This window comes from Sporomusa sphaeroides DSM 2875, from assembly GCF_001941975.2.
In the GTDB taxonomy this organism is placed as follows: Bacteria; Bacillota; Negativicutes; order Sporomusales; family Sporomusaceae; genus Sporomusa; species Sporomusa sphaeroides.
On record NZ_CP146991.1, the window covers coordinates 2,632,439 to 2,645,036 of the forward strand.

Below are 12,598 nucleotides of genomic sequence, written 5' to 3' on the forward strand. Positions count from 1 at the left end.
GGCGTCATACTAAAACAGGGTGATATATGTTGAAAACAGCGACAACAATATTTCTGTTGCTATTTTTACTTACTGTAAGCGCTTGTGGAACCCTCAATACGCCACAGTCAAAACCGGCACCTGCTGCACCGCCTCCCCCTGCCGCCAATCCGTCGTCACCATCTCAGCCTGATTGGAATAAACAGCTTCACAATAAATTAAATCAGTTTGACGGTAAAACCGGCTTGTATGCCAGGAATCTAAAGACCGGACAAACCTTCAGCTTCAACCAGGATACTATTTTTCCTACGGCGTCAACCCATAAACTGCTGGTTTCACTGGCTGTGTACAAGTACTTGTATTCAGAAGCTTCACTCGCTGATAAGCAGCGTTATGATAACAACATAAAAAAAATGCTGACAATCAGCGACAACCCCGCTTTTTATGAACTCTTAGATGATATTGAGAAAAAAAAGCCTGATGCTCTTACTCGCGTATTGACAGACCTCAAGCTTGTCCATACACGAATCCATAGCCGCGAGGCATTTACCAAATACGGTTACCACAGCGTGACAACACCTGCGGAAATGGCCGCTGTCTTTGAAACAATCTATAATGAAGCCTATCTGGGCAAAGAGTTTTCAGCCATTTTAAAAGAAGAACTGGCTAAAACCATTTTTAATGACGAAATCCCCCGTTTTATGCAAAATACCAAAGTGCTGCATAAAGTAGGCGAGTTACCCGGGATACAATGTGATGTTGGCATTATCGACGACGGACGTGATCAGATACTCATTAGTGCTTACACATCCACACAACGCCCGCCTCCGTATGCCAGTAACTTTATTGCCAATATTTCTGCCAAAGCTTATAATTTGCTTCGCACCAAGGGATAAATGATCAGGACACGCTTGTTGCTGTGTCCTGATCATTTTATATTTACATACACATAGATTCGCAGCATAAGCTACAGCCGGGTTAATATTGGTACCTGCGGCACCAGTATCTCCGGCGGGATCGAAAAATTGGGGAAAACCGCAGGACCTTCATTTTTGAAAATACTCATCAAACTAAAGATGAAACTCTTGTAATTGTAATATCTCCCTGTACCGCCGTTGAGGGTATAAAGATAGTTTCGCTCATACTATTAATCAATTCCAATGTCGAAGGAATGACCGTAACTCCAATCAAAGCCGTACCCACAACCTGGCCGGATACGATTGGCGAAGATGTTTGCGAGACCAGATTACCATTTAATAGAAGATCAAAAGTAATGCTTATTGCAGCCTGAGCGCCATCTGTTGCAACCCACCAGTTTACCAGATAATAGCCGGGTTCGCTTATGATAAAATCTCCGGAGCCTGGTACATAAGAAATAGCACCATTACTTGCTCGAATGCTATCGAAAGGTACGGAAGCTCCACCTGGCAGTGAAGATGCTCCGCCGCTAAGCCATGTGACATCTATAAGACTAGAACTAAGCTCGGGGCCGGTAATGCCTGTAGCCCCTGTGACTCCGGTTTCTCCCGTAGCTCCGGTAGCCCCTGTGACTCCGGTTTCTCCTGTAGCTCCGGTAGCCCCTGTGACTCCGGTTTCTCCCGTAGCTCCGGTAGCACCTGTGGCTCCGGTTTCTCCTGTAGCTCCGGTTGCTCCAGCAACTCCGGCGGCACCGGTTTCTCCTGTAGCTCCGGTTGCTCCAGCAACTCCGGCGGCACCTGTTTCTCCTGTAGCTCCAGTAGCCCCTGTAGCACCTGTTTCTCCTGTAGCTCCGGTTGCTCCGGTTGCTCCTGTGGCTCCGGTAGCACCTGTGGTTCCTGTTACACCTGTTACACCTGTAGCTCCGGTAGCACCCGTGGCTCCAGTCTCGCCAGTTACTCCCGTGGCTCCTGTTGCTCCGGCAACTCCGGCGGCACCTGTTTCTCCCGTAGCTCCCGTAGTGCCTGTGGCTCCGGTTACACCTGTAGCTCCGGTAGTACCAGTGGCTCCGGTTACACCTATGGCTCCGGTAGCACCCGTGGCTCCAGTCTCGCCAGTTACTCCCGTGGCTCCTGTTGCTCCGGCAACTCCGGCGGCACCTGTTTCTCCCGTAGCTCCCGTAGTGCCTGTGGCTCCGGTTACACCTGTAGCTCCGGTAGTGCCAGTGGCTCCGGTTACACCTATGGCTCCGGTAGCACCCGTGGTTCCAGTCTCGCCAGTTACTCCCGTGGCTCCTGTTGCTCCGGTAACTCCGGCGGCACCTGTTTCTCCCACTGCGCCTGTGGCTCCCGTGGCTCCTGTAGCTCCCGTAGCTCCTGTAGCTCCTGTTGCTCCCGTAACTCCTGTAGCTCCTGTTGCTCCTGTTGCTCCTGTAGCTCCCGTAACTCCTGTAGCTCCTGTAACTCCTGTAACTCCTGTGGCTCCTGTGGCTCCTGTGGCTCCTGTGGCTCCTGTAGCTCCTGTAGCTCCTGTTGGGCCAGGAATAAAGCAGTGTGTTCCACAACTGTTACAAGTTTTCCATGGAATAGAAGGGTAACAGTGTTTTTTACATTTTGAAAAACAGTGTCGTTTAGTTTTATCTTTAAGATAACCCATAATATTCCCCTCTCAAATAAGATGTTCATATTAACATATGCGATTTGCGACTTAAGAGCAACCCTAGTACTATTTTTATACCATAGTAAATTACCTAATCAGGAGAATACCTGTAAAGTCCCATATGCTATTTTTGACATGATTCAATTCGAATTTCTGCTGACAAGAAAGTCTAAATAGTTAAAGAGCCATGCTGAACTTTTACATTTCAGCATGGCCCCTTCATGATAGATTTCCTGCATTTATTCTAACGTTGAAAGCTGTGGAAGAATCCCAATAAAACGGGAAACTTGTCACCGCTTGCTTCTGTTTCTGTCCTCTATTCAAGCCTTTCCCACCAGCGCGAAAAACTCTGTTGGTGATTATCAAGTTCTACCGGCTCCCCGATCATGGGAGTAAGGAGTTCATAGTTCTTATCCTGGCTGGCGTTGGTTATCCGTTTGAACGGCTCATCCCATGGATGGTTGGCAATTGCAAACTTGCCGGCATGTCCTGGCAATAACGCTTTGGCTTTCAATTCTTCAACAGCCTGGACCACTTCCTCCGGCATCATGTGTATATAGGGCCATCTTTGATCATACTGGCCGTTTTCCATAATTGCCAGGTCAAATCCCTGTAACATTTCTCCGATTTGCTTAAAATGAGGCCCGTATCCACCGTCGCCACTGAAAAATATCCGGCGCTCAGGGGTGACAAATGCAAAACCAGCCCACAAAGTCTTATTTTTGCTTAGCATACGGCCGGAAAAATGACGTGCAGGCAACACGTGGATGTCAAAATTATCTTCCAGCTTTATTACTGTAAACCAGTCAGCCTCCTGTATGAGTTTTGTTTCAAATCCCCATTGTTCAAAATATGAGCCTACCCCCAACCCACAGATTACATGTTTGATTTTTGGTTTTAGTGCAGTAATAGTGGGATAATCCAGGTGATCCCAATGATCGTGAGAAATCAGCAAATAATCGATATCCGGCATATCTTCGGCTGTGTATTGACTGGTTGTTCCTTTAAAAGCCTTATTTAGAAAGGACAAAGGTGCTGCGTATGAGCTAAATACAGGATCAATCAGCAGCCTTTTGCCGCCAAGTTGCATAAAGTACGAAGAATGACCAAGCCAAATAATTACATCTTTATCTTTATTCAGAGCCATAAGATCTGTTTTTATAACAGGAATGGAATCCACCGGTATTAACCGCTGCTCTTTTTTGGTAACAAGAAAACTCCACCAGACGGAAGCTACGCTGTTCCCTTCACTAAAATTAGGAGTGGGGACTATATTTTGAAATTGCCCGTCAACATAATGGGGGGATTGTTTGATTCTATCCAGACGGGCTCCTTCCGGCAATACGCCAAACTTGGGCTGCTGTAGATAAAGAGTTATACCTAAAGCTAACAGGCCTAAGCCTATTACTGCTGCTACTACCATTTTTCTTAACCTTCTTTTCATGTAATTCTCCCAAAGCACAATTTTGAGGTAATCTTATTTTGCTTGTTTTCTCAAGTTGCAATGTGCAATTTGTTTTTTACCACACAAATTTATTTTCGCTATTCAACACCATGCTTCTTGCTCATAGTAACATAGTCGGCACGGTCGCGCAGCCAGGGCGAATCTATTTGGGTCCGGTCTATACCGCTTAGGACCAAATAAGAGCCGCAGGGGTTATTTACGTGGCAGGCCAAGTGTGGCAAAGCTTGTTGCAGCACTTCGTTGCTGCTGTTACCGGGATTGCAGTGGATGATTACTGCACTGCCCGAAGTCGGTCTGCAAACACGAAAACTAAGTGTTTTTCCTGCCTGTGGATTGTACGCCAGGACCGTGGCCTGATAGCCTAACAGCCATTCTTTAGCCCGCATAAGCATTCCCTTAGTATCTTCCAGGGGTATCAACTCAATGTTTTTTTTTGATCCGGCAGGTGGAACCGACGGCGGCACCAGACTGTAGATGTGAAATTGATTATCAGCGCTAAACCCTAAGCTGCTGTAAAGTGTCATAGCAGCACTGTCTGCTTCTGCTTCCAAAAATATATCGGCTCCGCATTCACGGGCCATTGTAAGGGCGAAGCCTGCCAGTTCCCTGCCCAATCCTTGCCCGCGGAATTCCGGTGCGATTGCGAGGTAGTGCAAATGCATCAACTTGTCGCTGTTTTTTTTCAGCATAATGAAGCCTGCCGGCTGGTTACTCATTCGTAATAAGTACGTATTCCCGGCAAACAGGGCTGCAATTGATGTAGAAAAGCGAGAATATGTTTTGGCTAAATCCAGTCGGCGTTTCATCAAGTAAAAGTATATGTCGGTCTGAAAAGCATCTGCGAACATTTTTTCAATAACCGGCCAATCTCGGTGAACGGCTGGGGTGATGCGCAGTTGCTGTGCTTGTTTTTCTATTGAACTCACTCCTGCTAATCTGGTTTTATGGTCAAAAAGCTCCTGTTTCAGAACATCAGCTTGAATTTGCCAAAGCTACCTGTTTGCTTATGGAAACACTACTCTATTTTACTCCCATAAATTGATACTATCACTTGAAGTGAACTCTAAGTCAAGTATTTTTTTGCCCTTTTGCCAAAAAACAGCCAATGTGAGAACCCGTGTATGATCAAAGTGACCAAACTCAATCATACGGATAGGTTCACATTGGCTGTGACACTTACGAATACCCAATTGGCACGATCTTCTCAAACACCTAAGTCTTCATCAACCAGAGGGATGATTGATGCATGTGCTATTTCAATGTTAAACCAAATGGTTTTAAAGCTATCCCCTCTTGCTCCAATTTATGGCGGATGGCTTTAATCATATCAATAGCACCGGGAGTATCGCCATGCACACAGATAGTCTGGGCAGTAATAGGTATGATGCTGCCGTCAATGGCGGCGACCTCTTTATGCTTAACCATAGACAACACCCTCTCGGAGACAAGGCTTACATCATGGATGACAGCTCCGGCCTGCTTACGCGGAACCAAAGTTCCCTGCGCAGTATAGGCACGATCGGCAAAAGCTTCTTCGACATAGTTAACGCCTGCCTGTTTTGCCCCTTCAACCATAGTGGAGTTCCCCAGGCATAGCATATAAAGCCCAGGGTCTACGGCTTTAATGGCTTCAGCTATTGCCACCGCCACCTGGATATCCTTTTCTGCCTGATTATACATAGCCCCATGCACTTTGACATGCTGCATTTTTATGCCTTCGGCCTGACAAAAAGCCCATAATGCGCCGATTTGATAAATAACATCTGCTTTTATTTCTTCCGTCGATGCAGCCATGGAACGCCGCCCGAAACCTACCAGGTCAGGAAATGCGGGGTGAGCCCCAACCGCGATACCGTATTGTTTGGCTAAACGAACGGTCTTCCACATGTTGGCGGGATCGGAAGCGTGAAAACCACAGGCGACATTAATAGACGATACATGAGGCATCGCCTCTTCATCATAACCCAGGGTATACACACCAAAGCCTTCACCCATATCACAGTTTAAATCAATAGAAATCACTTTTACTTAACCTCCCTAATCTCTACATGATAAAGCTGTTTATTGACTGTTATCTTGAAATGTCTGGCTGGGCCTGGCGGCTGTTGCTCGTTATAAGCCACTACCTGTTGCAATCTGCTACAGGCATCGCGTTCTAATGCGAACGCGGCCGCAGCATCGTCTTCACTGCATTTTTTAAAAACAATACTATCACCAGGCTTGGCTTGAGCAAGCAGGCTCAGGTCAGGCCCAATAACGGTGCCGATTTTCGTATATCCACCTGTTGTTTGTCGGTCAGCCATCATAATTATCGGCATACCGTGTCCCGGTACTTGAATAGCGCCTTGACACAATGCGTCGGAAATAATATCGGCCTTCTCCTTGTGCTCAATAATACTGCCTTCCAGCCGGTATCCCATCCGGTCAGCCTCTGTTGAAATGCAGTAGGTGCTGTTAAAGAAGGTCGTTATGCCGGCTTCGGAAAAGTAATCATCCTGCGGGCCTAACAGCACACGCAATTCAATTTGGTCGCGATAGGCGGGTATAAACTCAGCCGGCAATAAACGGGGATTCCTGGGCGCTGCATCTGCGTCTTTGCCGATAGGAATTACATCGCCTGCCTGTAAAGCGCGTCCGTCAAACCCGCCTACTGCAGCGCGCGTATATGTTGATCTGCTTCCTAAGACCACCGGTGTGTTAATGCCGCCGTTAATGGCTACATAGGTCCGGCAGCCACTGATCGCATAATCAAAAACCAATTCGCTGCCGGCACCTACCAAGAATCCTGACCAGCTTTTAACAGGAGTACCATTGAGCCGGGCTTGCATATCTGCACCGCAAATTGAGACATAATAATCTGCTTCAAAACGGAAATGCCCGCCCCGCAGCGTCATCTCTAAAACTGCGGCCGCCGGTTTGTTACCTGCAAGAATATTGGCAGCGTAATAAGCATAACGGTCCATAGCGCCGGCGACAGGCATACCGAAGGCCTGATACCCCCATCGACCTTCATCCTGGACGGTAGTAAACAGACCGGGGTGAATGGTTGTGATCATGAATTCAAACCACCTTTCACCTTTAAATCCCTGATAACAGGCTGATACAGGCCTGCCGCCGCCTTAGCCGCAATTTCCTCATATTCACTAACCCCAATTGGCTGAAATTGCAAATAGTCACCGGCTGCAAACAAGAACGGATTATCGGCTTTAGGATTAAAGGCTTTAACCGGGGTACGGCCAATTAACTGCCACCCTCCCGGACTCTCCACCGGATAAAATCCGGTCTGACTGCCGGCGATACCTACTGAACCGGCCGGAATACAGGTGCGGGGCTTCTGCAGCCGCGGTGTTGCAATCTTTTCCGACATTCCGCCCAGATAAGGAAACCCGGGAGTAAATCCCAGCATGTATACAAGATAAGGTACTGAAGTATGAATCTGAATAACCTCAGCTTCGGTAATGCCGTTATGCTGGGCCACATAAGCAATATCGGGACCAAATTCACCACCATAGCATACAGGAATGCTGATTACCTTAGCCACAGCCAGACCGCTATCATCATCTGCCGCAGCATGAATAAGGCTGATAACGCGGTCTGTCAGCAGCTTACGGGTAATCTGTGCCGGATCAAAATAAACCAATAAGGATCTGTATGTAGGCACTACTTCTTTGATTTCCCCTTGGTTTTGCTGCAGCAAAAGACCACTTAGCCTGTGAACCTGCCTGTTAATCCCGGCCTCTATTTTGTTGGCAAACTCTACTACCAAACCTTGTTCACCGGCTGCTAGAATTCTAACGCCTTCCATATTCGTCACCTCGTATTTAAATAACACCCTCAGACTTGCCGCAGCCTTTTCAGCAGCTTAATTCACCTATTTCCAAAGTGCTGCAATCCCTTGTAAGGAGGTGGCACCAGCATAGACGGAAATCAAGACTGCCAAAATTCCAAATACCAGCAGCCATAACGGATGCTTGTATTCACCCACAATTTTTGTGTTGTAGGCCGCAAGCAGCATTACTCCTAAAGTTACAGGCAAAATCAGACCATTGAGCGAACCGGCAATAACCAGAATGGTAACCGGGCGTCCCAATATAACAAAAACCAGCGTGGAAAACAGGATAAACAACATAATAAAGTAGGAATTATACTTATCTATCACCTTAAACGTAGAGCGTAGAAATGATACACTGGTATACGCGCAGCCCACCACAGAGGTAATGGCTGCCGCCCATAATACAATACCAAAGAATTTATAACCCATCTGTCCTGCTGCATGTTGAAATACGGAAGCCGGTGGATTACTCTTTGCCAGTACAGCACCGCCGGCAACAACCCCCAGGGCGGCTAAGAACAGGATTGTCCGCATAATACCGGTGACCACAATACCGGTAATGGCACTTTTATTTACTTCTTTCAAATTTTCCTGGCCGACAATGCCTGCATCCAGCAAACGATGACCGCCGGCAAAAGTAATATAGCCGCCAACCGTACCGCCGACAAGGGTGATCATTGGCAACATCAGCATACCATAGTTGTCCGGAAATACCGACTTAACCACTGCGTCAGCCACCGGTGGATTAGAAATAAACATGACATATGTCGTTAATAAGATCATAAGACCACCGAGAACTTTTGCCACCGTATCCATAGCAGCCCCTGCTTCTTTTGAGGCAAAAATTGCGATTGCAATAAGACAGGATATGATAGCACCTGTTTGTTCGGTCATGCCGAAGAGGACATTTAACGCCATCCCGGTACCACCAATATTGCCAATATTAAAGGCTAAACCACCCATAACAATTAGAAATGCAACAAAATGTCCTAAGCCGGGAAAAACTTTATTGGCCACATCCTGACCACGCATACGGCTTATGGCAATAATCCGCCAAACGTTTAACTGGGCGCCAATATCAATAATAACTGATGCTAAAATAGCAAAGGCAAAATTAGCTTGGAATTTCTCCGTAAACACCGTTGTCTGCGTAAGAAATCCCGGCCCGATAGCTGAAGTAGCCATAATGAACGCCGCTCCGAGAAGAACTGACCAGTTCGTCTTGGTCGAAACACCCGGTTTACTAATTACAGGTTCTGCCATTATAATCTCCTCCTAAAATTGTATTGCCACCAAATTGTATTGCCACCTTTTAACAGTTTCTACAATATTAACAAATTACCTGCAACAGTTTATATGTATACATTTCAATAATTTGGTATTGGCTGCAAGTTAGCACCCGAAAAAAGAGCAATAATAAAATTTTATACTTTTTGGATTTTATGTTATAATCAGGAAAATAAGTGCCCTTAATTTTATGCTATGTTAAGGAGGACTGCCAATGAATAATGTATCAGCCATGACGCCGCATAGCGCCAGAGAGCTTTTCCGCAGTAACAAGCTCATACAACCAACTGCCGGTATCGCCAAGGGATATACACAAGCCAATTTGGCGATTTTACCAAAATCTATGGCTTTTGATTTCCTGCTGTTCGCCCAGCGTAATCCTAAACCTTGTCCAATATTGGATGTAACTGATGTCGGTTGTCCTGAACCCAAATTAATGGCTCCCGGTGCTGACCTAAGGTTTGATGTTCCTAAATATAGAATTTATAAAAACGGTATCCTGACAGACGAACCGACAAGCATTGAAAAATACTGGAGCGACGATTTGGTGGCTTTTTTGTTAGGCTGCAGCTTTACCTTTGAATCAGCTCTGTTAGACGCCGGAATCGGCATCCGTCATATTGATGAGCAGTGCAATGTCCCCATGTACATAACAAATATTGAGTGCATACCTGCCGGGATTTTCCATGGCCCCACTGTCGTCAGTATGCGCCCTATTCCCTACGGGCAAGTGACTCGCGCTGTTCAGGTAACCTCACGGTTCCCGGCAGTTCACGGTGCACCTATCCATATCGGCGATCCTGCTCATATTGGCATAAAAGCTATTGATAAACCCGACTTTGGTGATGCAGTAACTATCAAGCCCGGGGAGGTTCCTGTATTTTGGGCCTGCGGCTGTACTCCGCAAGCAGTCGCAATGACCGTCAAACCTGAGCTTATGATTACCCACGCACCTGGTTATATGTTTATCTGCGATGTCAGAGATCAATCACATGCCGCTTTATAATATTCATTGCCAGGGTGTATTTACCATATAAAAAAACTGCACCTTCCAAGCGTTAGATTTTTGTCTAACCTTTGGGGTGCAGTTTTTATTTTATCAGCTACGCTTTCCTGTTGCGGCGGGCAATCTGCTCCGGCGTCCCATAGGCTCCGGTGTAGTAGTTTTGGCTTAACACTATTTCCATAGTATCTGTCTGCCCGGCCTCTGCCAGTCTTTGAGCTACCCTCTCTTTGTCCTGATTAAATTCCATGGGATTAACCGTTTGACGCAGGCCATTGATCACAAGCTCAAGATAATGGTGGGGAATGCCAATTCCCAGTTCGTCCCTTGACCACTGAGCAACACATCTTGTCCCGGAACAAAGCATGGAAATGTTGGGCATATTCCTTTCGTGAGGATAGGATGTACACTCCTGACAAATGGCACACATCCCGGCCATTTTTATCTCCTTCATCTGTCCGTGATGATACGCATACGCTTGCGTAATCCGCATGGCATTATAGGGCGTTGTAACCAGGATAACAACATCCGGCTTGCTGGTTGTATATTGCTCAAGCGGCATAATTTCAACACCGGCACACTTATGGGCGCAATATATCATATCCCTGGCAACGGCGCGGCTCACACCCAGATTTTCATAAACTCCTAACTTTGCATGCCTGCTGCCGGAAACGGCGTCTTCCGTGACATCAGCCATCCCCAGCGCACGGGAAGCAGCAAAACAGCTACAATGAGCTGCATCCATTTTATAACTGCGACCTTGTCCGGCCCATTTGACTGCGGTACAATATGGCATTCCATTTTGAGGAGCTTTAGCCAAACTTTGCACATAGTCGGCTTCGGTCAGTAAAAACTTGATACCAACAGGTTTTCTGCGCAAGTCCAAAAGAATATCCAGCCATTTTGCAGCATGTATTGACATTTATATCACCTGTCTTAATTATTCCGGTTAATTAATATACTGATACAAACCGCCATAATGTTCTTCAGTAAACTTTCTGATTTTTTCACTGCGAAAAGCACTCACCAGGTCGGCCGCCCACTGAGCATCTGCGTTTTTGGCTTTTACAACTACCCCTTGCGGATACTGTTCGGGCTGTTTATCCCGGATTAAATATGCTTTAAAGTCCTTTTTGGCATTTCTCATATGACTAAAAAAAGCAATGGAGGCATCCACATCTGCCAAAGAACGTACTGTTTGGGTTTGATCCATATCCCTAAATTTAAAGTTGTGCGGATTCTTGGCAATATCCAGCACCGAAGCTTTGCCGGTATTCTCTTTCAGGGTAATGAGTCCGGCATCACTAAGGATTCTAAGACCACGGTCCATATTCATGGCATCATTCATGATCGCAATCGTTGCCCCATCAGGAATCTGGTCAATACTCTTGTATTTTTCCGAGTAGAGTCCCATGCCGACTGTATAGAGATAGGGCTGCACCATAACTAAATCACCTTTATTGGCTTGATTAAAGCTTTCCATAAATGGTTTATGAACCACTAACACGCAGTCTACACTGCCATCATTGGCAGCAACCAGAGTATTTACATTGTTATCAAAAACTTTGTATGTAACTTTATAACCTTTTTCAGCCATGACGGGAACTACTTCAGCCACCATCGCCTGAGTTGTCTCAGCGCAGGCAATGGTTATTTCCGTCTTTTTACCCGTATCTTTTGCATCACCGGCTTTGTCGCTGCTGCCGCAGCCTGCCATAGCCATCATGCTAATCCCCAGCAATACTGCCAATCCAAGTTTTTTAAAATTCACGTATCTACAACTCCTTTTATTTTTTTACCCTTCTATATATCAGTTCTCCAATCCCTTGGATAGCCAATACCATAATAAACAAAATCACTACAATGGCATACATCATTACATCATCAAAGCGCTGATACCCAAATGTCAGTGCCACCGCGCCCAAGCCCCCGGCTCCCACCGCTCCGGCCAGGGTTGTACTGGCCAGGAACAATATAGCTGTTGTGGTCAAACCGGATACTATTGACGGCAACGCTTCGGGAAAAAGCACTTTCAACATGATCTGGGTATTGCTGGCGCCAAAAGATCTTGCAGCCAGAATTACATTTGTATCCACTTCTTGCAAACTAGCTTCCATATAGCGGGCAATAACCGGGAAAGCGGCCAGAGTTAACGGAACAATCGCGGCCTCTTCACCGATCGAGGTTCCTACTAATGCCCGGGTAATGGGCGATATGGCAACAATAAGTATGATTACAGGAAATGAGCGGATCATGTTCACAATAAAGCTGACTGTATTATAAATCTTTTTATTGGGTTTCAAACCATAGGGTGAAGTCATCACCAGCAAAATGGCCACAAGAGTACCAATAATAAAACCAAACAGCATGGAAAAAAAGAGCATCTGCAAAGTTGAAACAACTGCAGGAAGAATTATTTTCGGCAAATATTCAAGCAACCTAGTAGAAGAAAGATCAA

The 12,598-nt window shown here is 46.2% G+C and carries 13 protein-coding genes; 2 read left to right on the forward strand and 11 right to left on the reverse strand.

What is annotated here, in order from left to right:
- Positions 1-26 precede the first annotated feature (26 nt).
- A complete protein-coding gene (locus SPSPH_RS12430) occupies positions 27-875 on the forward strand; it encodes a serine hydrolase (RefSeq protein ID WP_075756858.1) in 849 nt (282 codons plus the stop codon).
- A 169-nt stretch (positions 876-1,044) separates the two neighbouring features.
- Here the strand turns inward: SPSPH_RS12430 and SPSPH_RS12435 are convergent, their stop codons facing one another.
- From SPSPH_RS12435 to SPSPH_RS12470, 8 genes are all read right to left on the reverse strand, one after another.
- A complete protein-coding gene (locus tag SPSPH_RS12435; protein WP_233139124.1) occupies positions 1,045-2,229 on the reverse strand; it encodes a hypothetical protein in 1,185 nt (394 codons plus the stop codon).
- A complete protein-coding gene (locus tag SPSPH_RS12440; protein WP_233139120.1) occupies positions 2,175-2,579 on the reverse strand; it encodes a hypothetical protein in 405 nt (134 codons plus the stop codon). Before SPSPH_RS12440 ends, SPSPH_RS12435 begins: the two co-directional genes overlap by 55 nt.
- Positions 2,580-2,869: 290 nt before the next feature.
- Positions 2,870-3,997 (reverse strand): MBL fold metallo-hydrolase, encoded by a 1,128-nt coding sequence (locus tag SPSPH_RS12445; RefSeq protein WP_075756857.1) that lies wholly within the window; start codon positions 3,995-3,997, stop codon positions 2,870-2,872.
- A 98-nt stretch (positions 3,998-4,095) separates the two neighbouring features.
- Positions 4,096-4,944 carry a GNAT family N-acetyltransferase gene (locus SPSPH_RS12450; RefSeq protein WP_075756856.1) on the reverse strand — a complete coding sequence of 283 codons (849 nt, stop codon included), beginning with the start codon at positions 4,942-4,944 and terminating at the stop codon, positions 4,096-4,098.
- A gap of 325 nt (positions 4,945-5,269) precedes the next feature.
- Positions 5,270-6,040 carry a LamB/YcsF family protein gene (locus tag SPSPH_RS12455; RefSeq protein ID WP_083945630.1) on the reverse strand — a complete coding sequence of 257 codons (771 nt, stop codon included), beginning with the start codon at positions 6,038-6,040 and terminating at the stop codon, positions 5,270-5,272.
- 2 nt (positions 6,041-6,042) lie between these two features.
- The gene (locus tag SPSPH_RS12460) at positions 6,043-7,074 is read right to left on the reverse strand and encodes a biotin-dependent carboxyltransferase family protein (RefSeq protein WP_075756855.1); all 1,032 of its coding nucleotides are present in this window, start codon (positions 7,072-7,074) and stop codon (positions 6,043-6,045) included.
- Complete coding sequence (gene pxpB, locus SPSPH_RS12465) at positions 7,071-7,823, reverse strand: 5-oxoprolinase subunit PxpB (RefSeq protein ID WP_075756854.1); 753 nt, start codon at positions 7,821-7,823, stop codon at positions 7,071-7,073. The genes SPSPH_RS12460 and pxpB overlap by 4 nt, the downstream gene beginning before the upstream one ends.
- 66 nt (positions 7,824-7,889) lie before the next feature.
- Entirely contained in the window at positions 7,890-9,113 is a 1,224-nt protein-coding gene (locus SPSPH_RS12470) for an NRAMP family divalent metal transporter (RefSeq protein ID WP_075756853.1), read from the reverse strand.
- Positions 9,114-9,351: 238 nt separating this feature from the next.
- On the opposite strand from SPSPH_RS12470, the gene SPSPH_RS12475 reads away from it, so the two are divergent.
- The gene (locus tag SPSPH_RS12475; RefSeq protein ID WP_075756852.1) at positions 9,352-10,143 is read left to right on the forward strand and encodes a putative hydro-lyase; all 792 of its coding nucleotides are present in this window, start codon (positions 9,352-9,354) and stop codon (positions 10,141-10,143) included.
- A 97-nt stretch (positions 10,144-10,240) separates the two neighbouring features.
- Here SPSPH_RS12475 and SPSPH_RS12480 read toward each other — a convergent pair whose 3' ends face one another.
- The 3 genes from SPSPH_RS12480 to SPSPH_RS12490 are packed head-to-tail and all read right to left on the reverse strand — an operon-like array spanning position 10,241 to position 12,566.
- Positions 10,241-11,062: a DUF169 domain-containing protein gene (locus SPSPH_RS12480; protein ID WP_075756851.1), complete on the reverse strand. Its 822-nt coding sequence runs from the start codon at positions 11,060-11,062 to the stop codon at positions 10,241-10,243.
- A 27-nt stretch (positions 11,063-11,089) separates the two neighbouring features.
- Positions 11,090-11,911: a MetQ/NlpA family ABC transporter substrate-binding protein gene (locus tag SPSPH_RS12485; RefSeq protein WP_083945629.1), complete on the reverse strand. Its 822-nt coding sequence runs from the start codon at positions 11,909-11,911 to the stop codon at positions 11,090-11,092.
- A gap of 16 nt (positions 11,912-11,927) precedes the next feature.
- Complete coding sequence (locus tag SPSPH_RS12490; RefSeq protein ID WP_198930961.1) at positions 11,928-12,566, reverse strand: methionine ABC transporter permease; 639 nt, start codon at positions 12,564-12,566, stop codon at positions 11,928-11,930.
- Positions 12,567-12,598: the final 32 nt, after the last annotated feature.

Excerpts from the sequence above, each read along its gene's own strand:
- SPSPH_RS12440 (WP_233139120.1), bottom strand. The coding sequence starts at position 2,579 with ATGAACATCTTATTTGAGAGGGGAATATTATGGGTTATCTTAAAGATA.
- SPSPH_RS12430 (WP_075756858.1), top strand. The coding sequence starts at position 27 with ATGTTGAAAACAGCGACAACAATATTTCTGTTGCTATTTTTACTTACT.
- SPSPH_RS12475 (WP_075756852.1), top strand. The coding sequence starts at position 9,352 with ATGAATAATGTATCAGCCATGACGCCGCATAGCGCCAGAGAGCTTTTC.
- SPSPH_RS12445 (WP_075756857.1), bottom strand. The coding sequence starts at position 3,997 with ATGAAAAGAAGGTTAAGAAAAATGGTAGTAGCAGCAGTAATAGGCTTA.
- SPSPH_RS12460 (WP_075756855.1), bottom strand. The coding sequence starts at position 7,074 with ATGATCACAACCATTCACCCCGGTCTGTTTACTACCGTCCAGGATGAA.
- SPSPH_RS12480 (WP_075756851.1), bottom strand. The coding sequence starts at position 11,062 with ATGTCAATACATGCTGCAAAATGGCTGGATATTCTTTTGGACTTGCGC.
- SPSPH_RS12470 (WP_075756853.1), bottom strand. The coding sequence starts at position 9,113 with ATGGCAGAACCTGTAATTAGTAAACCGGGTGTTTCGACCAAGACGAAC.
- pxpB (WP_075756854.1), bottom strand. The coding sequence starts at position 7,823 with ATGGAAGGCGTTAGAATTCTAGCAGCCGGTGAACAAGGTTTGGTAGTA.